Source organism: Kineosporia sp. A_224, assembly GCF_002198655.1.
In the GTDB taxonomy this organism is placed as follows: domain Bacteria; phylum Actinomycetota; class Actinomycetes; order Actinomycetales; family Kineosporiaceae; genus R-H-3.
Genome location: NZ_MWLN01000188.1, coordinates 94,539 through 119,567, shown reverse-complemented (window position 1 = coordinate 119,567; position 25,029 = coordinate 94,539). Strand labels below are relative to the sequence as shown.

The following is a 25,029-nucleotide window of genomic DNA, read 5'->3' as shown; positions in this document are numbered from 1 at the left end:
CCGAACCACGAAGGACACCTGATGGCACAGCGCATCGACGTCAAGGACCTCAACGTCTACTACGGGGCCTTCAAGGCCGTCGAGGACGTCTCCATGTCGATCGAGCCGCGGACCGTCACCGCGTTCATCGGCCCCTCCGGCTGCGGGAAGTCGACGTTCCTGCGCACCCTCAACCGGATGCACGAGGTCATCGCCGGCGGCCGGGTCGAGGGCACCGTCGCGCTCAACGGCCGCGACCTCTACAGCAAGGACATCGACCCGGTCGCGGTCCGCCGCACCGTCGGCATGGTGTTCCAGCGTCCCAACCCGTTCCCGACGATGAGCATCTTCGACAACGTCGCCGCCGGGCTGCGGCTCAACGGCGTCAAGACCAAGGCGGTGCTCGCCGAGGCGGTCGAGCGGTCCCTCAAGGGCGCCAACCTCTGGAACGAGGTCAAGGACCGGCTCGACAAGCCGGGGGCGGGCCTGTCCGGCGGGCAGCAGCAGCGACTGTGCATCGCCCGCGCGATCGCCGTCGAGCCGCAGGTGCTCCTCATGGACGAGCCGTGCTCGGCCCTCGACCCGATCTCGACCCTGGCGATCGAGGACCTCATCGACGAGATCAAGCAGCAGTACACGATCGTCATCGTCACCCACAACATGCAGCAGGCCGCCCGGGTCAGCGACCGGACGGCGTTCTTCAACCTCGCGGCGACCGGCAAGCCGGGCCGGCTCATCGAGATGGGCGACACCGCGAAGATCTTCAGCAACCCGACCGAGAAGGCCACCGAGGACTACATCTCCGGCCGCTTCGGCTGAGCTCCCTCAGAGCTCCAGGACGTGGACCCTGCCACCGAGGTCGGGCGGCTCGGGCGACTCGTTCCCGGACGTGTGCGCGAGCGTGCGCCGGGCGGGTCGCTGCACCCATGCGTGCACGGTGATCGCGGTTCGTCGTCGCGGGCACCCGAGTACCCGGTGGCCTGCGACGAGGAGCGGCGGTCACTCCGGGAGGTGGTCGGCGAGCAGCCCGGCGAGGTGGACGGCGCGGCGGCCGGCGAGCTGGTCGAGCTGGGTACGGCAGGAGAAGCCGTCCGCGAGCAGGACGGCGTCCGGGGCGGCCTCGACGGCCGGGAGCAGCGCCGTGCGGGCGACGGCGACGGAGACGTCGTGATGACCGCGCTCGACGCCCCAGTTGCCCGCGAGCCCGCAGCAGCCCCCGACCCGGGTCACCCGCGCCCCCGCGCCGCGCAGCAGCGCCTCGTCGGCCGTCCAGCCCATGACGGCGTGGTGGTGGCAGTGCGGCTGCGCGACGACCTCGACGCCCGTGAGGTCCGGGGGCACCCAGCCCGGGGTCGCCGCGAGCAGCTCGGCGAGGGTCCGCACCCCGGCCGCGACGACCTCGACGCCGGGCTCGTCGGGCAGCAGGTGGCGGGCGTCCCCGCGCAGCACCGCGGTGCACGAGGGCTCGACGCCCACGACCGGGACCCCGTGCCGTACGAGCGGTTCGAGCCCGCGGACGGTGTGCCGCACCCGCTCCCTGCCGGCGTCGAGCTGCCCCGTCGTGAGCCAGGTGAGGCCGCAGCACAGCCCCTGCGGCACCTCCACGGCGTAGCCGGCGGCCTCGAGCACCCCGACCGCGGCGACGGCGACGTCCGGCGCGAAGTGGTCGGTGAAGGAGTCGACCCACAGCGCGACCCGGCCGTGCGGCGCGACCGCCCCTGCACCGCCCGCCGCGGCGTCCACCGGGCGGTGCAGCCACCACGCGCCGAACGTCTGCGTCGCGAACCGCGGCAGCGACCGGCGCGGGTCGACGCCGGCGACCCGGCGCGCGAGGGCGCCGCCGGCCCGGGAGCCGGTGACGGCGTTGGCCAGACGCGGCATCCGGGCCGCCAGGTCGGACCACATCGGCAGCCGGCCGAGGACGTAGTGCGACAGCGGGCGCAGCCGGCCCCGGTAGGTCTGGTGGAGAACCTCGGCCTTGTAGGTGGCCATGTCGACCCCGGCCGGGCAGTCGCTCGCGCAGCCCTTGCAGGCCAGGCAGAGGTCGAGCGCCGCGTGCACCTCGGGCGACCCCCAGTCCGGCCCGGCGCCGGTCCCGGACGGTCGCGGGCGCCCGATCAGCTCCTCGAGCACCCGGGCCCGGCCGCGGGTGGAGTCCTTCTCGTCGCGCGTCGCGCGGTACGACGGGCACATCACGCCGCCGGTCGCGGTGAGGTCCGCACGGCACTTGCCGACCCCGGTGCAGCGGTGCACGGCCGCCGAGAAGTCGCCGCCGTCGTGCGGGTAGGCCAGGGCGAGCCGCTCCCGGACCGGCCGGGCCCCGACGGCGCGCAGGTCGGCGTCGGCCGGGGCCGGCCGGACGAGCACCCCGGGGTTGAGCACGTCGTCCGGGTCGAGGAGGTCCTTGACCCGGGAGAACAGCGCGATCGCCGCCGGCGAGTACATGACCGGCAGCAGCTCGCTGCGCGCACGGCCGTCGCCGTGCTCGCCGGACAGCGACCCGCCGGCGGCCACGACGAGCCGGGCGGCGTCCCCGAGGAAGTCCCGGAACCGTTGCCGCGCAACGGCTTCAGGCTCGCGGTCGAAGGGCAGGTCGATGCGCACGTGCAGGCAGCCGTCGCCGAAGTGGCCGTAGGGCACGCCGTGCAGTCCGTGCGCGTCGAGCAGCGCGTCGAAGTCGCGCAGGTAGCCGCCGAGCCGAGCGGGCGGGACGGCGGCGTCCTCCCAGCCGGCGTGCGCGGGGCGGCCCTGCGGCGTCCGCCCGGCCAGGCCCGCCCCGTCCTCGCGGATCCGCCAGATCGCGGCGGCCTCGGCGCCGGTCGCGACGTGCGCGCCGACCGCCCCGGCATCCGCCGTCCCGCAGAGGGCGACGACCCGGCGGGCGGCGGCCTCCGCCTCCGCCGCGGTCCCGCCGGGCAGCTCCACGACGAGCCAGCCGCCACCGGCGGGCAGGTCGGGGACGACGGCACCGGGCACCTGGCGGACCCGGTCGACGATCCGCACGTCGAGCCCCTCGCACGCCGTCGGGGCGAAGGGCAGCACCCCCGGGACGGCGTCCGCGGCGTCCGCCATCGTCGGGTAGCCGAGGACCGCCAGCGCGCGGAAGGGCGGTTCCGGCACGAGACGCACCGTGGCGCCGAGGACCACCGCGAGGGTCCCTTCGCTGCCGACGAGGGTGCGCCCGAGGTCGGTGCCCCGCTCGGGCAGGAGGTTCTCCAGGGCGTAGCCCGAGACCTGGCGGCCGAACCGGCCGAACTCGGTGCGCACGACGGCGAGGTGGTCCGCGACGAGCCCGCGCACCGCGTCGACGAGGTCCGCTCCCCCGCCGGACGCCGCCGTCGTCGCTCCCCCGGACCCGGCCCCCGGTGCGCTGCCGACCCCGGTCGTCAGCGTCGTCCGGACGCCACCGCCCGTGACGACGTCGAGCGCGACGACGTTCGCGGACGTCCGCCCGTACGCGAGCGCGCGGGAGCCGCACGCGTCGTTGCCGATCATGCCGCCGAGCGTGCAGCGGTTGTGGGTGCTCGGGTCGGGGCCGAACCGCAGCCCGTGCGGCGAGGCCGCTGCCTGCAGGGCCGAGAGCACGACCCCCGGCTCGACCTGCGCCGTCCGGGCCTGCGGGTCGAGGGACAGCACCCGGTCGAGGAAGCGGCTCGTGTCGACGACGACCCCGGGCCCGACCGCGTTGCCCGCGATCGACGTCCCGGCCCCGCGCATCGTCAGCGGGACGCCCAGCGTGCGGCAGACGTCGAGCGTCGCGAGCACCTCGTCGGTGTGCCGGGGCCGGACGACGACCCGCGGCGGCACCCGGTAGAGCGAGGCGTCGCAGGAGTACAGCGCCTGCGCGAGCGCGGAGCCGTCGACGTCCGCGATCCCGGCCGCGCGCAACGCGTGGACGAGGTCGTCGTCGCCGTCCCGTCCCGTCGCCCGCGCGCCCGCCACGCGACGAACCTACGCGCCCGCCCGGGGCACTAGGCGACGAGGTCCCCCGCCATGTAGAGCACCGCCGCGCCGAGCGCGGTCGCGAACGGGGTGAGCACCCAGGCGAGCAGGATCCGCCGGACGACGGCCCAGCGGATCTCGCGCCGACCGCGGGTGGAGCCGGCCCCCATGATCGACGCGGTGACGGTGTGCGTGCTCGAGACCGGCGCCTGGAACACGGCGGTCCCGGCGAGGACGACCGCCGAGACGCTCTCGGCGGCGAACCCGCTCACCGGGTCGACGGGGACGACCCGTCGGCCCAGCGTGCGGATGATCCGGCCGCCGCCGACGACGGTGCCCGCGCCGAGCGCGACGGCCGCGGCGACGCGCACCCACAGCGGCACACCGTCGACCGCGCGGCCGCCGGCGGCCAGCGCGATGACGATGACGCCCATCGTCTTCTGCCCGTCCTGCAGGCCGTGCCCGAGGGCGACCGCCGACGCCGACACGGTCTGCGCGATCTTGAACCGGCGGCGCGCGGTACCGTAGGTCACCTCGCGGACCGAACGGATGATCGCGGCCATGAGGAGCCACGCGAGCGCGAACCCGACGACCGGCGAGAGCACCATCGGCACGAGGACGAGGTCGCGGACGACACCCAACTGGACGGCGCCCCCGGCCGCGAGCGCGCCCCCGCTCAGCCCGCCGATGAGGGCGTGGGACGACGAGGACGGCAGCCCGAGCGACCACGTGACGACGTTCCAGCCGAAGGCCGCCACGAGCGCGGCGGCGACGAGCCCGAGGCCCGGGCTGCTCACCGGGACGTCGACGAGCCGGGTGCCGATGGTCTGCGCGACGCCCACGCCGAGCAGCGCGCCGACGACGTTGAGCGCCCCCGCGAGCGGCAGGGCGACCCGCGCGGTGAGCGTCGCGCTCGACAGTGACGTCGCGACGGCGTTCGACGCGTCGTGGAACCCGTTCATCCAGGCGAAGGCGAGCGCCAGGACGACGACCACGACGAGGAGCGTGTCCTGCACGCTCAGCCCTCCTTGACGCTGACCGTCTGGAAGGCGTGCGCCACCTCTTCGAAGGAGTTCACGACGCGCAGGAGCGACTGGGCGAGCGCCGTGAGCCGCACGAGCTCGGCGGGCTCCTTCGCCGTCGACGTGATGTCCGCGAGGAGCCTGCGGTGCGCCTGGCCGGCCTGCTTGCCGAGCCGGGTCAGCTCGATCCACGGGTCGACGAGCAGCCGGGGACGGCCGAGCCGCGGGACGGCCTGCATGGTCACCTCGGCGGCCCGGACGACGAGCTGGACGAGGTCGGTCACCCCGGGCGGCGGCTCGACGATCTCGAAGAGCACGATCTCGTCCGCCACCGCGGACATCCGCGCGGTGCACATCCGCATCGACCAGGCGACGCGGTAGATGTCGACCCGGTCGAACGGCGTGACGAACGCCGCCGACAGCGCCCGGAGCACGGCGTGTGCGGCGGCCTCGGCGTCCTGGTCGACGTCGAGGAGGCGCTGCGCGGTGGCCCGCTGCTCGTCGGGGTCGCCGCCGAGCATCTCCGCGAGGAGCTGCGCACCGTCGCCGAGGTGCCCGGACAGCGCGGCGAGGAGGTCGCCGAACCGGGCGTCGTGGGGGCGCAGGCGGAAGGCCACGGACGAACCTCTCGATGAACGGGGTGCGCGCCGGATGCTACGCCAGCCGGTGCCCGCCGACCGGCGCGGGCCACCCGGACGCCGCGTCCGGGCCGGTCAGGGCCGGGGTCCGCGGCGCCTGCGCCCGGCGGTCGCGGTCCCGGCGGCGGTGGGCGTGGCTCCCGGGGACGGCACCGGCGGCGCGTCCTCGGCGCGGATCACGGTCCGCTCCAGGGACACCGACGCGAGCCCGAAGCCGCCGACCGTGACGTCGTCGTAGGCGACGACCTGCCGGGCGCGCTCGCCGCTGCGGGCGATGTAGACGATCGTCGCCGTGAGCGGCACCGGTCGGCCCTCGGCCAGCCGGTCGACGGTGCCCGCGGTGATCCCGGCGCCCCCGGTCGAGCCCTGCACCATGAGCCGGGTCCCCGACGCGTCGACGGTCACCGTGCGGGAGTGCAGGTGCCCCGCGAGCACGAGCGGGACCGTCCCGAAGAGCGCGGGGGCGCTGCGCGGCTCGTGGACGAGCGCGACGTCGACGGGCTTGCCGGGGTGCGCGGCGTCCCACTCCCGCACGGTCGTCGCGAGCCGCTCGCCGGCGAGAACCTGCGGGTCCGTCGAGGGCGGCGTCGCGGTGGCCGCCGGCCCCGCCGTCGCGCTCCCGGACGGCGGCGGGCCGGCCGCCAGGGTCGGTGTGGTCCGCCCGGTGAGGGTCGCGGCCGCGGACGCCGGGGTGCCGTCCGGCTCGGTGCCGCCGTCCGGGGTGAACGTGGGGTCGCCGATGCCGGCCAGGACGATCCCGTCGACCTCGACGACCTCGTCGTCGAGCACGATCGCGTTGCGGTTGAGCTGCACCGCGGCCTGGGTGAGCCGGGAGTCGTGGTTGCCACGGACGAAGACGTACGGCACCTTGACGCCGCGGATCCGGGACAGCGTCGTGCCCTCGATCTCGGTGCCCCACGTGGTGATGTCGCCGGTGTCGACGACGAGGTCGATCTTGAACTGCTGGACGAGCCGGTCGACGAGGTCGAACGCGAGCGGGTTGAGGTGCACGTCGGAGATGTGCAGGACCCGGACGACGTCCTCCCCCGTGTCGGGGACGACGGGCAGCTCGCCGCTCGTCGCGTAGAGCGCGGTGACGCCCTGGACGATGTCGGCGAGACCGCTGCGGTAGGACTCGAGGCGGTCGATGAGGCCGTTCGCCTGGGTGGTCACGTACGGCGCGCGGCTCAGCAGACCGGTGAAGCGGGGCTGGGCGAGCTGGTCGGCGTCGAAGGTGGCGACGGCCGTCAGCCCGGTCGCGACGAGGACGGCGACGAGCCCGCCCGCGACCTGGACGGTGCGCCGCCACACCCTGCGGTGCACGAGCAGGGAGAGCCCGCAGGCACCGAGGAGGGCGCAGCCGGCCGACCAGCCGGCCGCCCGGACCGTCGCGGCGCGGAGCGCGTCCGGGGCGGCGCCCTGGAGGCCGGCGAGGCCGCGCGGGTCGCTGAGCAGGGCCTTCGCCTCCTCGACGTCGACCTCGGTGACGCGGGCCTCGACGGCGACGGGCGCCTCGTGGGTGTCGAAGTCGACGCGGCCGACCGGCGGCAGCAGGAGCCGGACGCCGGGGTCCAGGCTCGGCACGACCCGGACGTCGAGGAGCAGCGGCCCGACCTCGGCCTGCGTGGACGGCGCCAGGGCGGCACCGAAGGCGGCACCGGAGACGGCGACGAGCAGCACCCCCGCCCAGTGCAGCGCGACGCGCGCCGTACGTGACCACCCAGGCGAACGGCCTCATCGACCGCCTCGAGTCCTACCGCAGCGGTCTCGCCGACANCGTCGGCCGGCCCGGCCTCCTCGGCCGGCCCGGCCTCGTCGGGCGCGGCCGGGCCGTCGGGCCCGACCGTCGTGTCGCTGCTCATCGCCCCCAGTCTCGCCCAAAGCACCGCAGCGCCCCCCGAAGGGGGCGCTGCGGTGTCGTACGAGCGTCGGACCGGGAACGCCTCACGGCGCAATGGCCACTCATGGCGGCTTCAGATGGGACCCGGGGTTACCGCGACCCGACGCCCGGTGAGACCCCGGAGGGTGTCACCAGTGATGGCCAACGTGCCCATCGACAGACATGTTCCCCGATCCGCGGGCTTTACGACAGAGCCGGGCGGTGATTTCTGGCGACGACCTGTGACAGTGCGTGACGATCGTCACGCACTGATCCCGGCCAGGACCTGGTCATGACCGGTCAGTGCAGCTCCCCGGCCCGCCACAGCCGGGCCGCCCCTTCGAGCTGGACGGCGGTCCGCAGCAGGTCCGCCGCGCGCCGGGTCACGTCGGAGACCTGGAGGGTGAGGACCGCACCGTGCTCGACCGGCGCGACGTCGTCGTCCGCGAGCACGGCCTGCCCGGTCGACACGACCCGGCAGAAGGCCGCGGCCCGCTCGAGCGCGACGGCGAGGTCGCCGCGGAACACCCCGGTGAGGACGGCGTCCGCGAGAGCGAGCACCTCGTCGGCGCCGGGCGGCTCGCCGACACCGGCGACGGCCTCGTGCACCGGCGCCCGCCCGCGGCCCGCGTCGAAGGCGCGCGCGAGCGCGACCGGGTCCTGCCGGATGCCCGCGCGCAGCGCGTACAGCCGCCACAGCGCGCCCGGCAGGGTGTCGGACGGCGTGTGCGACCACAGCTCGGCGACCTCGTCGATGCCGTGCTCGTCGGCGATCGCGACGAGCCGGGCCGCGGTCTCGTCGTCCGCGCCGCGGCCGTGCCGGACGAGCGCCTCGGCCGTCGCGTGCGCCGCCTCGACCCGCTGCGCCGGGTCGGGGGCGCCGACGAACGTGTCCATCACCGTCGGGCCGAAGAAGGCCGGACGGCGGGGTCGCCCGGCGCCGCGCTGGGCATCCATGGCCCCCATCGTCGCATCCCGCCCGTGACGGCGTCCGGGATCGGCCCGTAGCCTCGCGGCAGCAGGCGGCATCACGACGGACGTGCAGCGAGCAGGAGGAACCCGTGGGCAGCTACTGGCACCCGTTCGCGGACATGGCGGCCGTGTCGGCCTCCGGTCCGCTCGTCATCGCCTCCGGGGACGGCGCGTACGTCACCGACGAGGCCGGCCGGCGCTACCTCGACGCCACCGCGGCGCTCTGGTACTGCAACGTCGGGCACGGCCGCACCGCGCTCGGCGCCGCGGCGGCCGCCCAGATGTCGAGCCTCGCCGCGTACACGACCTTCGGGGACTACGCGACGCGCCCGACGCTCGAGCTCGCCGAGCGGGTCGCCGCGATCGCGCCGGTGCCGGGCAGCAAGGTCTTCCTCACGAGCGGCGGGTCGGACTCGGTCGACAGCGCGATCAAGCTCGCCCGCCGGTACTGGCAGGTCGTCGGCCGCCCGGAGAAGACCGTCGTCCTCAGCCGCCGGCACGGCTACCACGGCATGCACGCCGGCGGCACGAGCCTGTCCGGGATCCCGGCGAACCGGCTCGGGTACGGCCCGCTGCTCGCCGACACCGCCCAGGTGCCCTGGGACTCCGCCGAGGCGCTCGCCGCCGTCCTCGACGCGACCGGGCCGGACCGGGTCGCGGCGTTCTTCGTCGAGCCGGTCGTCGGCGCCGGCGGGGTCTTCCCGCCGCCGGCCGGCTACCTGGAGTCGGTGGAGAAGATCTGCCGCGACCGCGACGTGCTCCTCGTGTGCGACGAGGTCATCACCGGCTACGGCCGGATCGGCGGCTTCTGGTTCGGGGCGACCCGGTTCGGCCTCCAGCCGGACATCGTCACCGGCGCGAAGGGCGTGACGAGCGGCTACGCGCCGCTCGGCACGGTGCTCGTCGCCCCGCGGGTCGCCGAGCCGTTCTGGCGCGCGGGCACCGGCATGTGGCGGCACGGCTACACCTACTCGGGGCACGCGACGGCGTGCGCGGTCGCCCTGGCGAACCTCGACGTCATCGAGCAGGAGAACCTGCTCGCCGAGGCGGCCCGGCTCGAGGGCACGCTGCACACACTGCTCGCCCCGCTCGCCGACCACGACCTCGTCTCCGAGGTGCGCAGCGGCACCGGCGCGATGGCCGCCGTGCAGGTCGACCCGGCGGCGCTCGCCCTCGACCCGGCGCTGCCGGCCCGGGTCGCGGCCGCCCTGCGCGGGCACGGCGTGCTCACCCGGGTGCTCGCGACCGGGGGCCTGCAGGTGTCGCCGTCGTTCGTCACGACCGACGACGACGTCAAGCTCCTCGCCGAGGCGTTCGGGGCGGCGCTGGACGACGTCGCGGCCTGACCGGCCGTCCGGTGAGACCCGCCGCCCCGTGACATGCGGCGGTGACATGCCCGGTACCGGCGACGCGCAGCGGAAACATGCGAGGACCACGCGCTTAACGTGCGCTTCGTAGCGTCCGAGCGACCGCAGGCCCTGCCGGGGAGACCGATGCTGCTGACACCGCACGAGCAAGAGCGACTCATGATCTCCTACGCGGCGGAGCTCGCGTGGCGCCGTCGCGGTCGCGGTCTGCGGCTCAACCACCCCGAGGCGGTCGCGGTGCTCTGCTCGTTCGTCATGGAGGCGGCCCGCGACGGCCGCGGCGTCGCCGAGCTCATGCAGGCGGGCCGTGAGGTGCTCACGGCGGACGACGTCCTGCCCGGGGTCGCCGAGCTGCTGCCGGAGGTCCAGATCGAGGCGACCTTCCCCGACGGCACGAAGCTCGTGACGATCCACGGCCCGATCGGGGCCGGCACGTCCGCCCCGCCGCCGGGCTCCGTCGTCCGGCCCGGGGAGGTGCTCCCCGCCGCGGGCACGGTCGCGCTGAGCGCGGGCCGGCCGCGCACGACGCTCACCGTCGTCAACACCGGCGACCGGCCCGTGCAGGTCGGCTCGCACTACCACTTCGCGCAGGCGAACCCGGCGCTGGAGTTCGACCGCGCCGCGGCGCACGGCCAGCACCTCGACATCCCGGCGGGGACCGCCGTCCGCTTCGAGCCCGGCATCGACCGCGAGGTGACGCTCGTGCCGCTCGCGGGCACGCGCGTCGTCGCCGGACTGACGCTGCCCGCGCCCGGCCCGCTCGACGCCCCGGCGGGCACCACGACGACCGTGCAGGACGGTGCCTGATGGACCTCGACCGCGCGCGGTACGCCCAGCTCTACGGCCCGACCGTCGGCGACCGGATCCGGCTCGCGGACACCGACCTCCTCGTCGAGGTCACCGAGGACCTCGCCGGCGGCCCCGGCCGGGCCGGTGACGAGGCGGTCTTCGGCGGCGGCAAGGTGCTGCGCGAGTCGATGGGCCAGGGCCGTGCGACGCGGGCCGAGGGCGCTCCGGACACCGTCATCACCGGGGTCGTCGTCCTCGACCACTGGGGCGTCGTCAAGGCGGACGTCGGCATCCGCGACGGCCGGATCGTCGCGCTCGGCAAGGCGGGCAACCCCGAGACGATGGACGGCGTCCACCCCGACCTCGTCGTCGGCCCGGGCACCGAGGTGATCGCGGGCAACGGGCGGATCCTCACCGCCGGCGCGATCGACACGCACGTGCACTTCATCTGCCCGCAGATCGTCCCCGAGGCGATCGGCTCCGGCGTCACGACGCTCATCGGCGGCGGCACCGGCCCCGCGGAGGGCACGAAGGCGACGACCGTGACCCCCGGCGCCTGGTACCTCGCCCGGATGCTCGAGGCGATGGACGGCCTGCCGGTCAACGTCGCGTTGCTGGGCAAGGGGAACACCGTCTCGCACGAGTCGATGTGGGAGCAGCTGCGCGGCGGCGCCTCGGGGTTCAAGCTCCACGAGGACTGGGGGACGACGCCCGCGGTCATCGACGCGAGCCTCACCGTCGCGGACGCCGCGGGGGTGCAGGTCGCGCTGCACTCGGACACCCTCAACGAGGCCGGGTTCGTCGAGTCGACGCTCGCCGCGATCAAGGGCCGGGCGATCCACGCGTACCACACCGAGGGCGCCGGCGGCGGGCACGCACCGGACATCATCACCGTCGCCGCGTACCCGAACGTGCTGCCGTCGTCGACGAACCCGACCCGGCCGCACACGGTGAACACGCTCGCCGAGCACCTCGACATGCTCATGGTCTGCCACCACCTCCAGGCCTCGATCCCCGAGGACCTCGCGTTCGCCGAGAGCCGGATCCGCCCCAGCACGATCGCGGCAGAGGACCTGCTCCACGACGTCGGCGCGATCTCGATGATCGGTTCGGACGCGCAGGCGATGGGCCGGGCCGGCGAGGTCGTGCTGCGCACCTGGCAGACGGCGCACGTCATGAAGCGGCGCCGCGGCTTCCTGCCGGGCGAGCACGGCCTCGCGGGGGACGGCGGCACCGGCGGCCCGGGCGGGGGCAACGACAACCTGCGGGCCCGGCGGTACGTGGCCAAGTACACGATCTGCCCCGCGGTCGCGCACGGCATCGACCACGAGGTCGGCTCGGTCGAGGTCGGCAAGCTCGCCGACCTCGTGCTCTGGGAGCCGGCGTTCTTCGGCGTCCGGCCGCACGCCGTCCTCAAGGGCGGGGTCATCGCGTGGGCCGCGATGGGCGACGCGAACGCGTCGATCCCCACCCCGCAGCCGATCCTGCCGCGGCCGATGTTCGGCGCCGCCCCGACGACGGCGGCCGCCACCAGCGTCCACTTCGTCGCACCGGTCGCCCTCGAGGACGGTCTCGCCGACCGGCTCGACGTCCGGCGCCGGCTCGTCGCCGTCGAGGACGTCCGCGCGCGCGGCAAGGCCGACATGCCGCAGAACACCGCCACCCCACGGATCGAGGTCGACCCCGACACGTTCACCGTGCGCATCGACGGCGAGGTCTGGGCGCAGGAGCCCGCGACCGAGCTGCCGATGGCCCAGCGGTACTTCCTCTTCTGAGGGTGCGGGCGATGGCGAGGACGGGCCTGCCGGGCCGGGCCGCCCCCGGCGACGTAGGGTGCGGGCATGGCACTGGAAGGCGAGTACGAACCGAGCCCGTCGGCCTGGGTGCGCGAGCAGGTCGAGGCGTACGAGGCGAGCGGCGGCCGCGAGGCGAACACCCTGCGCGACACCGGGCTCCCGATCGTCGTCGTGACGATGCGCGGCCGGAAGTCGGGGAAGATCCGCAAGATCGCGCTCATGCGCGTCGAGCACGGGGGCTCGTACGCCTTCGTCGCGTCCAAGGGCGGTGCCCCGGAGCACCCGGAGTGGTACTTCAACCTCGTCGCGCACCCGGGCGAGGTCATGGTCCAGGACGGCCCGGAGCCGTTCGACGCGGTCGTGCGCGAGGTGGACGGCGAGGAGCGCTCGGCCTGGTGGGAGCGCTCGGTCGCGGCCTTCCCGACGTACGCCGAGTACCAGACGAAGACGGACCGGCTCATCCCCGTGCTCGTCGCGTCGCCCAAGGGCTGAGCGCCGGCCGCACCCGGCCGGTCCGGCCGTGACCGCGCCCCCGGCCGGGGTCGCGGCGCTGCTCGCGCTCGCGGACCAACGGCTGCCGTCCGGCGGGCACGTCCACTCCGGCGGGGTGGAGGAGGCCGTGCGCGGCCGGCTCGTCACCGACGGACCGAGCCTGCGCGCCTTCCTGCACCGGCGGCTGCTCTCCGTCGGGCGCGTCACCGCGGGTCTCGCGGCGGCCGCCGTCGGGCTCACCGCGGCGACCGTGGCGCGCCTCGACGCCGAGGCCGACGCCCGGACGCCGTCCCCGGCCCAGCGGGCGGCGTCCCGGGCCCAGGGCCGTGGCCTGCTGCGCCTGGCCCGCGCGTCCTGGGTCGGCCCGCACGTCGACCTCGCCTGGGCCGACCTCGGGGCCCGCCCGCACCACCCCCTCGTGCTCGGCTGCGCCGCGCGGGCCGCCGGCCTGGGCGCCGGTGAGGCGGCGCTCGTCGCCGCCTACCTCGCGGTGACGGGCCCCGCGACCGCCGCCCAGCGGCTGCTCGGCCTCGACCCCGTCGAGGTCGCCGTCGCCACGCTGGACCTCGGCGCGGACGTCGACGCCGTCGCCCGCGCGGCGGCGGCCGTCGCCGTCGCGGCGACCCCGCCCAGCGGCTGGCACGCCGTCCCGGACGACGGCGACCCGCTGCTCGACCTGCTCGCCGAACGGCACGCCGCCCGCGGCGACCGGCTCTTCGCGTCCTGACCCGCCCACCCGCTGCACCGACCAGCACGCACCGACCACCGGAGGACACCATGGGCCTGTTCCACGGCGACGACCCGCACGCGCACACCGTCCGCACCGGCGGGCCGCTGCGCGTCGGCATCGGCGGCCCCGTCGGGTCGGGCAAGACGGCGCTCGTCGCGGCCCTGTGCCGCACCCTGTCCGACCGGCTCTCGATCGCCGTCGTGACGAACGACATCTACACGACCGAGGACGCGGAGTTCCTGCGCCGCAACGCCGTCCTGCCCGACGAGCGGATCTCCGCCGTCCAGACCGGCTGCTGCCCGCACACCGCGATCCGGGACGACATCACCGCCAACCTGGACGCCGTCGACGACCTCGTCGAGCGCTTCGCCGACCTCGACGTCGTCCTCGTCGAGTCCGGTGGGGACAACCTCACGGCGTCCTTCAGCAAGGGTCTGGTCGACGTCCAGGTCTTCGTCGTCGACGTCGCCGGCGGCGACAAGGTGCCGCGCAAGGGCGGCCCGGGCGTGACGGGCGCCGACCTGCTCGTCATCAACAAGCGCGACCTGGCGCCGCTCGTCGGCGCGGACCTCGACGTCATGACGTCGGACGCCGACCGGGTCCGCGGGGGCCGCCCGGTCGCTCTCGTGTCGCTGCGCGAGGACCCGGCCGCCGGCCCGGTCGTCGACTGGCTGCTCGCCGAGCTCGAGCACCACCGCGTGCACGTCGCCGGCGCGGCCCCGGCGGGCGCGCCGCACGCGCGTGCGTAGCCGTGTCGAGGTCGTCGCCGACGTCGAGGACGACGGGACGCCCGTCCTCGCACGGCTGCGGGCCGACGGGGCGCTCGCCGTCCGCCGCACCGGGCCCTCGACGGTGCACCTCGTCGGGACGGCGGCCGGGCCGCTCGACGGTGACGTCGTCGAGCTCGACCTCGTCGTCCGGGCCGGCGCCCGGCTCGACCTCGAGGGTGTCGCCGCGACGATCGCGCTGCCCGGGCCCGGCGACCTCGCCGCGACGTGGGAGGTCACCGCGGACGTCGCGGACGTCGCGACCCTGCGCTGCGCGCCGCAGCCGATCGTCGTCTGCGCGGGCGCCCGGCTGCGCACCCGCACGGCGCTGACGCTCGCGCCGACCGGGTCGCTCGACCTCGTCGAGCAGGTCGTCCTCGGCCGGTTCCGCGAACCCGGCGGCACCTGGTCGGGCCGGCTCGTGGCCGACGTCGGCGGGGTCCCGGTGCTGCGGCAGACCCAGACCTCGGCGGTGCTGGCCGCCGGTCCGGCCGGGCCCGGGGCGGCGGCCGCGCGCAGCGTCGTGAGCCGGCTGCTGCTCGGTCCCGACGTGCCCGCGGCGGCCGCCGCGACGTCCGGAGAGGCGGTCGTGTGCCCGCTCGCCGCGGGCGGCGTCCTGCTCACCGCGTACGGCGCCGACCTCGCGACGGCGCTGCGGCACGTCGAGGACCTGTGGCCGACGACACCCGTCGCGGCGCTGCCCAGGCCCTAGGCTCACCGCCAGACGTGACCGACGACAGGCGGAGGCGACCATGGCATCGGTGTTCGAGACAGCCGTCGAGGACGTCAAGCAGCTGAGCAAGGACCCGGGCAACGAGGCCAAGCTCAGGCTCTACGCGCTCTACAAGCAGTCCACGGTGGGCGACGTCCAGGGCAAACGCCCCGGCTTCGCCGACTTCGTCGGCAAGTTCAAGTACGACGCGTGGGCCCAGCTCGCCGGGACGAGCCCGCAGGACGCGCAGGCGCAGTACGTCGCCTACGTCGAGGAGCTCAAGGCCGCCGACGCGGGCTGAGCGGGGCGCACCGGGGCCAACTGCGCGGGCGTGCCACGCCCGGCCGACCTACGCTCGCCACGACTGGCGACGGACGGCGGCGTGCCGTCCAAGACGCGGGTCGCGGACGAGGGAGCCCCCATGAACCGGTCCACCTCCTCGAGGGTGCAGCAGGCGATGGCCGCAGCGGACGGCGCGGCGGACAGTAAGCAGGTCGGCTGGCTCGCCCGGGCGGGTCTGGCGGCGCGGGCGACGGTCTACGTCGTCATCGGTGTGCTCGCGCTGCTCGCGGCGGTCGGCTCCTCGGGTCGCAACGTCGACCAGCAGGGCGCCCTCGCGGAGCTGCTCACGCACTCGTGGGGCACGCTGCTCGTCGGCCTGCTCGCCGTGGGGTTCCTCGGCTACGCGGTCTGGCGGCTGGCCGAGGCCGCGTTCGGCGTCACCGGCGAGCCGGACGGCGCCGGGCCCCGGCTCAAGTCGGCGTTCCGCGGCCTGGTCTACCTCGCACTGACCTTCACCGCCGTCTCGGCGCTGCGCGGCTCGACGCAGACCCAGAAGGGCAAGCAGACCTCGCTCACCGCGGAGGTCATGAGCCACACCGGGGGGCGGGTGCTCGTCGGCCTCGTCGGGCTCGCGATCGTGGCCGGTGGTGCGGCGCTCGTCGTCGAGGGCTACCAGCTGAAGTTCATGCGCTTCTTCCGGGCGGTGCCGCCGCAGGTGCGGCGCGTCGTGGTCCACCTCGGCCGGGTCGGCACGATCGGCCGCGGCGTCGTCTTCGTCCTCGTCGGGGCGCTCGTCGTCTCGGCCGCGTGGACCTTCGACCCGGACAAGGCCGGCGGCATGGACACCGCGTTCCGCACGCTGCTCCAGCAGCCGTACGGCAAGGTCCTCGGCGTCCTCGCCGCCCTGGCGCTGCTCGCGTTCGGGGTCTACGGCTACGCCGAGGCGCGCTGGCGCCGGGTCTGACGCCAGCCACGTCAGCTGATGCAGAACTCGTTGCCCTCGGGATCCTGCAGCGTCACCGCGACGTAGTCGGCGCCCTCGGGCGCGTTGCGGCGGACGACGCTCGCCCCGAGGGCGACGAGGCGTGCCACCTCTGCGTCGAGCCGCGAGGAGCGCTCCGCGTAGTGCATCCGGCCCCGGCCGGGCGTGCACGACAGGTCGAGGTGCAGGCGGTTCTTCACGACACGGCCCTCAGGGACCTCCTGGAACCAGATGCGCGGGAGCAGGCCGCCCGGGTCGACGATCGCGCCGCTGCCCTCCTCCGCACCCACGAGCTCCTCAGGCGGGAGCCCGCCGGCGAGCCAGTACTCCAGCCAGCTCGACCACCCGTCCGGTGCCGGCTCCGGCACGTAACCCAGTGCGTCGCACCAGAACTCCACGAGTCGCGCGGGGTCCGCGCAGTCCACCGTCAGCTGCCAGCTCGTCGCCATGGGCGGGAGTCTTGCAGGCATGTCCGACAGCCGGGCCGGGGCGGTGCCACGGGGCGCACGCAGTGCAGGGGCGGCCCGGGGGCCGCCCCTGCACAGGGATCGAGACGATGTGAAGTTGTTGCGTCGCCACCGGTCGCCCGGTACGACGCGGCGAGGCGGGAGGCCTCAGACCGTCGCGGCCGGCTTCGGCGCCGCGACGCGCTTGCGCGGGGTCGCCGCACGCTTCGCCGGGGCCTTCTTCGCCGGGGCCTTGGCGGCCGCCTTGGCCGGGGCCTTCGTCGCCGGCTTGGCGGGGGCTGCCTTCGCCGTCGTCACCGGGGCGGCCTTCTTCGCGGCGGCCTTCGCCGGCGCCGCCTTCGTCACGGCCTTGACCGTGCGCTTGGCGACGGCCTTCGCCGGCGCCTTCGCGACCGTCTTGACCGCGGCCTTGACGGCGGTCTTCGCGGCGGTCTTGACGGCCGGCTTCGCGGCCGTCTTGGCGGGGGCCTTGGCCGCCGCCTTCTTCGCGGCCGCCGTCGCGTCGTCGAGCGTCGCGGCGGGGGCGTTCTTGCGGACGGACGCGACGCCGTTCAGCGCCGACGCCTTGGTCGCGTAGGCCTGCGAGACCGCGACGACCTGACCGTTCGGGGCGAAGAGCGTGAACCGGAACTTGCCGGCCTTGTCCTTGCTGAGCGTGAAGCGTGCGGGCACGTGGGCCTCCGGGTGCAGTGGGCGGTCGCGGTGTCGGCCGCCCGTTGGTGGGTACCTCCACGATGACATCCGCCGTTGCGAATCATTGCTATGAGGCGGCGTCATCTCATCGTGTCGATCACGTGCTTCGGTGCACAGAAACGGGACCTTGAGCCGTTCGCGTGAACTTTCGTCACCATCGGTTCAGCGCCACGGCGTTCCCCGGGGCCGCCCGCGCGGCCCGGAACGGGCCGCCCGCTACCCCTGCCGCACCCACGGCGCGTCGGCGAGATGCTCGTCGAGCCCTTGTCCCGCAGCACATCCCGACGTCCGGTACGGCTCCGGCACGGTGGGGTGGACGACGAGCCAGTAGGTGCGTGCGAGCCGCCGTGCCTGCACGTCGTCGGCACCGAGCATCCGCGCGGTGGCCGCATCCCGTTGCACCGCCGCACATTCTGCCTGCCCTTCGTCGACCCGGCCGCCGAGGTGCATCGCCTCGTGCGTGAGGACGTGCACGGCGGTCGCCCCCTCGACGTCCGCACGCGCCGGCGGCGTGCCGTCGAGCCCGCGGCGCCAGCGCTCGACGTCGTCGCACACCGCGTCGCCGAGGACGGCGACGTCACCGGGACGCCCGGCCGCGTCGAAGTCGACGTGGGCGACGTCCCGCCCGACGTGGACCAGGCCCGCGCCGGACGACGAGCAGTCGACGTGGACGGTGCGACCGGCGAGGACCGACGCCACGTCGGATAGCCGGTGCTCGGTGCGGCTGCGGCGCGCGACGGGGACCGCGAGGACGAGCGCGACGACGACCGGCACCGCGACGGCGACGACGGGGAAGCGCACGGGCCGGCCGAGGGCGTCGACGCGGGTGAACGCCCACCGGACGGCGACCGCCGCCCCCAGACCCAGGAGGCCGACCGACGCGAGCAGGAGCATGATGCTCGTGTCGGCAGGCGGCGGCCCGGGGTGGATCACCCGAGGGTGTCGGACCCCACCGTTACGGTCTTGTTGCGAAGACTTAGCAGTTGCCCATGGTTCGCAACTGAGCGAGGATCGCACGTGGGTGCCGGGCGGTGCCCGCCCGGCCGTCGAGGGGAAGTTCCGCTGTGCACGTACCCGACGGGTTCATCAACCCCCCGGTGTCGCTCGCCGCAGGGGTCCTCGCCGGCGCCGGCGTCGCGCTCTGCCTGCGCGGCACGCGCCGCGAGCTGGACGAGCGGACGGCGCCGCTGGCCGGCCTCGTCGCGGCCTTCGTCTTCGCGGCCCAGATGATCAACTTCCCGGTCGCGGCCGGGACGAGCGGGCATCTGCTCGGGGGCGCGCTCGCGGCGATCCTCGCCGGCCCCTGGACCGGGGCCCTGTGCGTGGCCGTCGTGCTCCTGGTCCAGTCCCTCTTCTTCGCGGACGGCGGCCTCACGGCACTCGGGGTCAACATCACCGACATGTCGCTCATCACCGTGCTCGTCGGCTGGGCAGTCTTCAAGGTGGTCGTCGCGGTGCTCCCGCGCACCCGTGTCTCCGTCGTCGCGGCGAGCGCGGTGAGCGCGTTCGTCGCCGTCCCCGCCGCCTCCCTGGGGTTCGTCGGGTTCTACGCGCTGGGCGGGACGAGCGATGTGCCCGTCCCCACCGTCCTCGCCGCGATGACCGGCGTCCACGTCCTCATCGGGGTCGGCGAGGCGCTCATCACCGGCGCCACCGTCGCGAGCGTCCTGGCCGTGCGGCCGGACCTCGTGCACGGCGCCCGGCACCTGCACCGCCGCCTCGAGCTGCGCACCACCGCGGGGGACGCCGCCCCCGCACCGGTCGCGCACCCGGGCGGGGTGCGCCGCTTCGTCGTCGGCAGCCTGCTCGTCTCGCTCGTCGTCGCCGGCGTCGTGAGCTTCTGGGCCAGCACCGCGCCGGACGGCCTGAACAAGGTCGCCGCGGACACCGGTGTCGGGCAGACCGAGACGGCGCACGCCGCCGACGGCTCGCCGTTCTCCGGGTACGGCACGTCCGGGGTCGCCGACGCCTTCGCCTCGAAGGCGGTCGCCGGGGTGACCGGGGTGCTCGTGACGCTCGCCGTCGCGGGCGGGGTCGTCGTCCTCGTCCGGCGCCGCAGCGCCCGGCGCGCAGCCGCGACGACCGCACCGGCGCAGGCCGGGGCGGGCACGTACGCCTACTCGGTCACCACCGCGGGCAGCACGGCGCCGGATGCCCGTTCCGACGGTCCGGCGGTGCCGTCGGCCGCGGACCGGCTCCAGGCCCGCTACTCGACGCAGGCCGCCCGGGAGAACGGGGCCGCGGACACCGCGGCCGAGTACGCGGCGCAGGCCGCCCGCGGCGGCGGTGGCGCCGCCGGCGCGCACCGGCTCTACCGGCACGCCGAGTCCCCGGTGCACCGGCTGAGCCCGCAGAGCAAGCTCGCCGCCACGGTGCTCTTCGTCTTCGTCGTCGTCGCGACGCCCCGCGAGGCGGTCTGGGCCTTCGCCGTCTACGCGCTGCTGCTCGCGGGGGTCACCGCCGTCGCGAGGATCCCCGCGGGGCTGGTGCTGCGGCGGATGGTCGTCGAGGTGCCGTTCGTGCTCTTCGCCGTTCTCATGCCGTTCCTCTCCCGCGGCGAGCAGGTCGACGTCCTCGGGGTGTCGCTGTCCGTCGGCGGTCTGTGGTCCGCCTGGAACGTCCTGGCCAAGGCCACGCTCGGCGTCGTGTGCTCGATCCTGCTCGCGGCGACGACCGACCTGCGCGCGCTGCTCGTCGGCCTCGAGCGGTTGAAGATGCCGTCGCTGCTCGTGCAGATCATGAGCTTCATGGTCCGCTACGGCGACGTCATCGGCGACGAGATGCACCGCATGCGGATCGCCCGGGAGTCGCGCGGCTTCACCGGCGGCGACCTGCGGGCGCTGCCGGTCGTCGCCCGCTCCGCGGGCGCCCTGTTCATCCGGTCCTACGAGCGCGGCGAGCGCGTGCACCTGGCGATGCTCTCCCGCGGCTACACCGGGACCCTCCCGCTCCAGGGCGAGGCGACGACGGCCGCCCAGTGGCGCACCGCCCTGGTGCTGCCCGCCGGCGCCCTGGTCGTCGCCCTCACCGCCTGGGTGCTGCGATGACCCGCCCCACCTCACAGACGCGCACGACAGGAACGAGGACGCCATGACCATCGCCGACAACGGCACCGACACCCTCGAGGTCGTCGGCCGGCAGGACCGCCCCGACGCCCCGCCGTCGCTGCTCCTCGAGCGCGTCGCCTACGCCTACCCGGACGGCCACCAGGCACTCTTCGGGGTCGACCTGCGGATCGGGCGCGGCGAGCGGGTCGCGCTGCTCGGCCCGAACGGTGCGGGCAAGACGACGCTCGTCATGCACCTCAACGGGATCCTCGGCGGGGGTGACGGCACCGTCTCGGTCGGCGGGCTCCCGGTCGTCAAGGACACCCTCCAGGAGGTCCGCCGCCGGGTCGGCATCGTCTTCCAGGACCCCGACGACCAGCTCTTCATGCCGACGGTCCGCGACGACGTCGCGTTCGGCCCGGCGAACCTCGGGGTCCGGGGCGCCGAGCTCGACGCCCGGGTGGACCGGGCGCTGGCCGCCGTCCGGCTCGGCGACCTCGCCGACCGCCCGCCGTACCACCTGTCCTTCGGGCAGCGCCGCCGCGCGGCCGTCGCGACGGTGCTCGCGATGGAGCCCGAGGTCATCGTCCTCGACGAGCCGTCGTCGAACCTCGACCCGGCGAGCCGACGCGAGCTCGCGCAGATCCTGCTCTCGCTCGACGTGACGATCCTCATGGTCACGCACGACCTGCCGTACGCCCTCGAGCTGTGCCCCCGCTCGGTGATCCTCTCCGACGGCGTCATCGCCGCGGACGGCCCGACGAAGGAGATCCTCTCCGACCCGGACCTGCTCGCCGCGCACCGGCTCGAGCTGCCGTTCGGGTTCGACCCGCGCGTCCTCGGCTGACCCCGCTCACGCCGACGGCGGCGGGCACCTTCCGGTACCCGCCGCCGTCGGACACGCCCTCAGGGCGTCACTGCTGCTGGTGCTGCCGCCCTACCGGGTGACGCTGCCCGCGAAGCGGGCGATCGCCGTCCCGTCGAACGGGCCCGTGACCTCGGCGTAGTTGACGTACGAGCCGGTGTCCTTGCCCGTCGCCGTGAACGACAGCGTCGCCGAGAACGTCTCGCCCGGGGTGCCCGTCACCTTGATCTCGGTGCCGTCGCCCGGGATCGTGCCCGTCGCCGGACCGCCGTTGCTGTAGTAGACGGCCTCCCCGTTCGTCCCGTCCGGGTTCTCGACCCCGACGGTGAGCGCGCCTCCGTCGCCCGTGCCGGTCTGGGCACCGAACGCCATGGTGACGTCCTCGGTGGTGCCCAGGCCGATCCAGGTCTGGAAGCTGTGCGACGTGCCGGCCGGGGTGCTGAACTCCCGCATGTCCGCGTAGTCGACGACCAGCCACGAGTTCGGGCCGTCGGCCAGGGTGCCGATCCTGACCGCGCCGCCGGCCGAGCCGTCGAGGTCGGTCCAGAACGGTGCCAGGACGTTGTTCGGCCGTGCGGCGTTCGGCAGCGGCGTGAGGTTCGCGAACTCCACGTCGGCCTGCGTCCCACCACCGAGGACGACGTAGCCGTTGCTCACGACGCCGATGCGGGTGTACGAGATCCCCGCGACCGTGAACGCGGGGACGTTGAAGTTCGTGATCGTCTCGTCGCCGACGCCGGCGATCGGGGCGATCCCGAACAGGGACAGCGGGAGGTAGCCGCCGGCGGGCGTGCTGCCGGGGGTCACCGCCGCAGCGACCTTCGGGGTGAGCCGGGCCGGGATCGTCGCCGACCCCGTCACGGTGTTGCCCTTGTTCGTCCCGCCGACGACGCTGCCGGTGACGACCTTGAGCTTGTCCGGGACGACGTCCTTGATCGCCACGGTGGCGTCGTTGACGGTGTTGTTCGTCACCGACACGGTGCAGGTGGTCGTCGCCTTGAGCGCGACCGACGCCGGGGCGCAGGTCTTGGTGACCTCGACCGGGCCCTGCTTGCGGACGACCGTCACCGGGAAGGTGAAGGTGCGCTTGCCGGACCTGAACGTGATCGTCGCGAACCGGGTCTGACCGATCGGGACGTCCTTGCCGTCGACCGTGATCCGCAGCGTCCGGCTCGCACCGGGCCGCAGCGAGAACTCCGACGACGACACCCGGACCTTGAGGTCCTTCGGCGCCGAGACGCTGACCTTGTACTCACGGGTGACGCCGGACACGCTCTTGAGCGTCCGGTCCACCGTCAGCGAGCCGGAGAGCACCGGGACGTAGAGGCTCGGGTAGTTCGCCTTGTAGAGCGACGCCTGCTGCGCGAGGAAGTTCGCGCCCGTCTCGTCGATCGTGAAGTACGGGTCCCGGGCCGTGGCCAGGTTGATCCGCCCGGAGCCGTCGTCGAAGGCGTCGGTCGGCGTGACGCCGTCCTCCTTGACCGTCGCCGTGGTGGCGGTGGTCATGAGGGCGGAGTGGATCTGGCCCGGCGTCCACGTCGGGTGCAGCGCCGCGAGGAGCGTGCCGGCGCCGGCCACGTGCGGGGACGACATCGACGTGCCCGCGATGGCCTGGAACAGCTCGCCCTGCGGGCCCGTCGCCGGGTCGACCGACACCGGTGTGTGGCCGGCGAGGATCTGGACACCGGGCGCGGTGACGTCCGGCTTGGAGATGCCGAGCGACTGCCCGGTGCCGCCGCGCGAGGAGAACGACGCCATGACGTCGCCCTGGGCGGGCGTCGCGGTGCCGGAGGTGATCGTCGCGGTCACACCGGGGTGCGCGGCGAGGAAGGCGACGACGGACTGGCCCTCGGCGAACTGCACGTGCACCGCCGGGAGGAAGTGGTTGTCCGTCTCGAGGTCCGTGATGTTGGCGGCGTTGTTGAACAGGATCATGCCGACCGCACCGCGGGCCTTGACGTTGATGCCCTTCTGGACGCGGCCGATGCCGCCGCCACGGGCGCAGACGACGACCTTTCCGGCGAAGGCACCGTCGGCGGTGTCGTCGAGGCAGGCCGGGTCGCTCGTCGGCGCCGCTCCGGCGTCGACGGTCGGGGCCGCGGTCGTCAGCGCCGGGGCGATCGTCGCGCCCGAGACCGTGAGGGTGGCGCCGTCCGTCGACGTCAGCGTCGTGCTGCCGTCGAACGAACGGGGGCCGGTGCTCGCCGCGACGGTGGTCACCCACGGCTCGCGGTGGTCGGTCGTGTCGGCACCGGGGCCGGAGTTGCCGGCCGAGGCGGCGATGAAGACGCCGGCGTTGTAGGCGTCGAGGAAGGCGAGCGACGTGAGGTCCGAGTACGGGTTCGACCCGCCGGAGATCGAGTAGTTGATCGCGTCGACGCCGTCCTTGATCGCCTGCTGCGCGGCGGCCGCGGTGTCGCTGCCGAAGCAGCCCTGGAGGGCGCACACCCGGTAGGCGATGACGTGGGCCCGCGGCGCGATGCCGCTCACGGTGCCGCGCGGGACGCCGAAGATCGTCGCCTGGACGCCGGCGTTGCCCGCCGCGGTCGTCGCGGTGTGGGTGCCGTGGCCGTCGGAGTCGGTGGCGTCGGTGAACTCACCGGGCTCGAGGCCGACGTTCGCCGCGTAGGTGTTGAGGAACGTGTAGGCACCGATGAGCTTGTTGTTGCACGTGAAGGCGGGGCCGGGGTCTGCCCCGGTGCCGAAGTCGCAGGCGCGCGGCAGGCCGTCGACCCGCGGCCGCGGGGCCGGGTAGGCCTTGCCCGAGGGGTCCGGGTCGGAGAGCGACGGGTGCGCGGGCCAGATGCCGCTGTCGAGGACGCCGATGATCGCGTTCTCGCCGGCCTTCTCCTGGCCGCCGGCCTGCGCCCAGGCCGCGGGGGCGCCGATGAACTGCGGCGTCGCCTCGGTCTGGAGCTGCTCGAGGGTGTCGACGTAGACGGCCTTGACGGCCGGGTCGGCCGCGACCTTGGCGACGTCGCCCGCGGGCAGGGTCATCGCGACGCCGCCGACGACGACGTCGAGCCGGCGGGTCACCTTGGCGCGCGGGCTCTTGCCCTTGGCCCGGCCCTCGAACGCGGCCATCCTGCCGTTGACGTAGGCGAGGTACTTCTTGCTGTCGGGCGAGGAGGGGTCGAGCTTGGCGTCACCCGTGACGTCCGGGTTCGTCGCGGGCAGCCCGGCGACCCCGCCGTCGTACGCGGCGAGCGAGTCGTCCTTGAGCTTGACGACGACGGTCGTCGTGCCGTCCTTCGACGCGGCCTTCATCGCGGCCTTGACCTGCGCGGAGACCTCGGCGGACAGCGTGGCGCCGTCCTGCGCCGGCTGCTGGTCCGCGAGCTTCAGCCGGTCGGGGGACACGGCCCTGGACGCCGGCGAGGCGCCCGCCACCCCCAGCGAGGAGCACACCACCGCTGCTGCGGCGAGGCCCCCGATCGTTGCTCTCCGTGCACCGACACGCAACATCGCGACTCCTGATCGCTGTGCCGGGCAGGCGTCAACGGACCAGGTGCGCCCGCCCGAACGCCCTGATGACCTCGGGTGATGATGGCACCCCGCCTACCGTGACGGAAGGTCTTCGGTGAGATCGTCACCAAGCACGAGTTCCT

The 25,029-nt window shown here is 74.8% G+C and carries 21 protein-coding genes; 12 read left to right on the top strand and 9 right to left on the bottom strand.

Going from position 1 to position 25,029, the window contains the following annotated elements:
• Positions 1–21 precede the first annotated feature (21 nt).
• A complete protein-coding gene (gene pstB / locus EDJALFJO_RS20165; protein ID WP_088288097.1) occupies positions 22–798 on the top strand; it encodes a phosphate ABC transporter ATP-binding protein PstB in 777 nt (258 codons plus the stop codon).
• 180 nt (positions 799–978) lie between these two features.
• Here pstB and EDJALFJO_RS20160 read toward each other — a convergent pair whose 3' ends face one another.
• The 5 genes from EDJALFJO_RS20160 to EDJALFJO_RS34480 form a co-directional block, all read right to left on the bottom strand.
• Complete coding sequence (locus EDJALFJO_RS20160) at positions 979–3,921, bottom strand: FAD-binding and (Fe-S)-binding domain-containing protein (protein ID WP_088288096.1); 2,943 nt, start codon at positions 3,919–3,921, stop codon at positions 979–981.
• A 29-nt stretch (positions 3,922–3,950) separates the two neighbouring features.
• Positions 3,951–4,937 (bottom strand): inorganic phosphate transporter, encoded by a 987-nt coding sequence (locus tag EDJALFJO_RS20155; RefSeq protein WP_088288095.1) that lies wholly within the window; start codon positions 4,935–4,937, stop codon positions 3,951–3,953.
• Between the two features lie 2 nt (positions 4,938–4,939).
• Positions 4,940–5,560 (bottom strand): DUF47 domain-containing protein, encoded by a 621-nt coding sequence (locus EDJALFJO_RS20150; protein WP_158220499.1) that lies wholly within the window; start codon positions 5,558–5,560, stop codon positions 4,940–4,942.
• Positions 5,561–5,656: 96 nt separating this feature from the next.
• The gene (locus EDJALFJO_RS20145; protein ID WP_158220498.1) at positions 5,657–7,261 is read right to left on the bottom strand and encodes a metallophosphoesterase; all 1,605 of its coding nucleotides are present in this window, start codon (positions 7,259–7,261) and stop codon (positions 5,657–5,659) included.
• A gap of 499 nt (positions 7,262–7,760) precedes the next feature.
• Positions 7,761–8,417: a hypothetical protein gene (locus EDJALFJO_RS34480; RefSeq protein ID WP_088288092.1), complete on the bottom strand. Its 657-nt coding sequence runs from the start codon at positions 8,415–8,417 to the stop codon at positions 7,761–7,763.
• Positions 8,418–8,521: 104 nt separating this feature from the next.
• Here EDJALFJO_RS34480 and EDJALFJO_RS20135 point away from each other — a divergent pair, with 104 nt between their 5' ends.
• The 9 genes from EDJALFJO_RS20135 (at position 8,522) to EDJALFJO_RS20095 (ending at position 16,331) form a co-directional block, all read left to right on the top strand.
• Positions 8,522–9,778, top strand: coding sequence for an aspartate aminotransferase family protein (locus EDJALFJO_RS20135; RefSeq protein WP_088288091.1), 1,257 nt, complete (start codon positions 8,522–8,524; stop codon positions 9,776–9,778).
• A 147-nt stretch (positions 9,779–9,925) separates the two neighbouring features.
• Positions 9,926–10,606 carry an urease subunit gamma gene (locus tag EDJALFJO_RS20130; protein WP_088288117.1) on the top strand — a complete coding sequence of 227 codons (681 nt, stop codon included), beginning with the start codon at positions 9,926–9,928 and terminating at the stop codon, positions 10,604–10,606.
• Positions 10,606–12,363, top strand: coding sequence for an urease subunit alpha (locus tag EDJALFJO_RS20125; protein WP_198950480.1), 1,758 nt, complete (start codon positions 10,606–10,608; stop codon positions 12,361–12,363). The genes EDJALFJO_RS20130 and EDJALFJO_RS20125 overlap by 1 nt, the downstream gene beginning before the upstream one ends.
• 66 nt (positions 12,364–12,429) lie before the next feature.
• Positions 12,430–12,876, top strand: coding sequence for a nitroreductase family deazaflavin-dependent oxidoreductase (locus EDJALFJO_RS20120; RefSeq protein WP_088288089.1), 447 nt, complete (start codon positions 12,430–12,432; stop codon positions 12,874–12,876).
• Positions 12,877–12,904: 28 nt separating this feature from the next.
• Positions 12,905–13,603, top strand: a complete 699-nt coding sequence (locus tag EDJALFJO_RS20115) for an urease accessory protein UreF (protein WP_088288088.1) — start codon at positions 12,905–12,907, stop codon at positions 13,601–13,603.
• A gap of 50 nt (positions 13,604–13,653) precedes the next feature.
• The gene (gene ureG, locus EDJALFJO_RS20110) at positions 13,654–14,355 is read left to right on the top strand and encodes an urease accessory protein UreG (RefSeq protein ID WP_088288087.1); all 702 of its coding nucleotides are present in this window, start codon (positions 13,654–13,656) and stop codon (positions 14,353–14,355) included.
• Positions 14,348–15,085, top strand: coding sequence for an urease accessory protein UreD (locus EDJALFJO_RS20105; protein WP_088288086.1), 738 nt, complete (start codon positions 14,348–14,350; stop codon positions 15,083–15,085). Before ureG ends, EDJALFJO_RS20105 begins: the two co-directional genes overlap by 8 nt.
• A gap of 40 nt (positions 15,086–15,125) precedes the next feature.
• Entirely contained in the window at positions 15,126–15,386 is a 261-nt protein-coding gene (locus tag EDJALFJO_RS20100; protein WP_088288085.1) for an acyl-CoA-binding protein, read from the top strand.
• Between the two features lie 120 nt (positions 15,387–15,506).
• Positions 15,507–16,331 carry a DUF1206 domain-containing protein gene (locus EDJALFJO_RS20095; RefSeq protein ID WP_143448677.1) on the top strand — a complete coding sequence of 275 codons (825 nt, stop codon included), beginning with the start codon at positions 15,507–15,509 and terminating at the stop codon, positions 16,329–16,331.
• 11 nt (positions 16,332–16,342) lie between these two features.
• Here EDJALFJO_RS20095 and EDJALFJO_RS20090 read toward each other — a convergent pair whose 3' ends face one another.
• The 3 genes from EDJALFJO_RS20090 to EDJALFJO_RS20080 all read right to left on the bottom strand — a co-directional run bounded on the left by EDJALFJO_RS20090 (position 16,343) and on the right by EDJALFJO_RS20080 (position 18,403).
• Entirely contained in the window at positions 16,343–16,798 is a 456-nt protein-coding gene (locus EDJALFJO_RS20090; RefSeq protein ID WP_088288083.1) for a VOC family protein, read from the bottom strand.
• A gap of 165 nt (positions 16,799–16,963) precedes the next feature.
• Complete coding sequence (locus EDJALFJO_RS20085) at positions 16,964–17,488, bottom strand: YegP family protein (protein WP_198950478.1); 525 nt, start codon at positions 17,486–17,488, stop codon at positions 16,964–16,966.
• A 237-nt stretch (positions 17,489–17,725) separates the two neighbouring features.
• Positions 17,726–18,403: a hypothetical protein gene (locus tag EDJALFJO_RS20080; RefSeq protein WP_143448676.1), complete on the bottom strand. Its 678-nt coding sequence runs from the start codon at positions 18,401–18,403 to the stop codon at positions 17,726–17,728.
• 170 nt (positions 18,404–18,573) lie between these two features.
• Between EDJALFJO_RS20080 and cbiQ the strand changes: the two genes are divergently transcribed.
• Both cbiQ and EDJALFJO_RS20070 read left to right on the top strand, forming a co-directional pair.
• Positions 18,574–20,556, top strand: coding sequence for a cobalt ECF transporter T component CbiQ (gene cbiQ, locus EDJALFJO_RS20075; RefSeq protein WP_088288080.1), 1,983 nt, complete (start codon positions 18,574–18,576; stop codon positions 20,554–20,556).
• 43 nt (positions 20,557–20,599) lie between these two features.
• Positions 20,600–21,403: an energy-coupling factor ABC transporter ATP-binding protein gene (locus tag EDJALFJO_RS20070; protein ID WP_088288079.1), complete on the top strand. Its 804-nt coding sequence runs from the start codon at positions 20,600–20,602 to the stop codon at positions 21,401–21,403.
• A gap of 90 nt (positions 21,404–21,493) precedes the next feature.
• On the opposite strand, the gene EDJALFJO_RS20065 is transcribed toward EDJALFJO_RS20070, so the two are convergent.
• The gene (locus EDJALFJO_RS20065) at positions 21,494–24,829 is read right to left on the bottom strand and encodes a S8 family serine peptidase (RefSeq protein ID WP_233149955.1); all 3,336 of its coding nucleotides are present in this window, start codon (positions 24,827–24,829) and stop codon (positions 21,494–21,496) included.
• Between the last annotated feature and the right edge of the window lie 200 nt (positions 24,830–25,029).

Bases quoted from the DNA above. Each gene is read 5' to 3' on its own strand.
- EDJALFJO_RS34480 (WP_088288092.1), bottom strand. From the start codon at position 8,417: ATGGATGCCCAGCGCGGCGCCGGGCGACCCCGCCGTCCGGCCTTCTTC.
- pstB (WP_088288097.1), top strand. From the start codon at position 22: ATGGCACAGCGCATCGACGTCAAGGACCTCAACGTCTACTACGGGGCC.
- EDJALFJO_RS20080 (WP_143448676.1), bottom strand. From the start codon at position 18,403: ATGCTCCTGCTCGCGTCGGTCGGCCTCCTGGGTCTGGGGGCGGCGGTC.
- EDJALFJO_RS20095 (WP_143448677.1), top strand. From the start codon at position 15,507: ATGAACCGGTCCACCTCCTCGAGGGTGCAGCAGGCGATGGCCGCAGCG.
- EDJALFJO_RS20120 (WP_088288089.1), top strand. From the start codon at position 12,430: ATGGCACTGGAAGGCGAGTACGAACCGAGCCCGTCGGCCTGGGTGCGC.
- EDJALFJO_RS20125 (WP_198950480.1), top strand. From the start codon at position 10,606: ATGGACCTCGACCGCGCGCGGTACGCCCAGCTCTACGGCCCGACCGTC.
- EDJALFJO_RS20130 (WP_088288117.1), top strand. From the start codon at position 9,926: ATGCTGCTGACACCGCACGAGCAAGAGCGACTCATGATCTCCTACGCG.
- EDJALFJO_RS20100 (WP_088288085.1), top strand. From the start codon at position 15,126: ATGGCATCGGTGTTCGAGACAGCCGTCGAGGACGTCAAGCAGCTGAGC.
- EDJALFJO_RS20070 (WP_088288079.1), top strand. From the start codon at position 20,600: ATGACCATCGCCGACAACGGCACCGACACCCTCGAGGTCGTCGGCCGG.
- ureG (WP_088288087.1), top strand. From the start codon at position 13,654: ATGGGCCTGTTCCACGGCGACGACCCGCACGCGCACACCGTCCGCACC.
- EDJALFJO_RS20090 (WP_088288083.1), bottom strand. From the start codon at position 16,798: ATGGCGACGAGCTGGCAGCTGACGGTGGACTGCGCGGACCCCGCGCGA.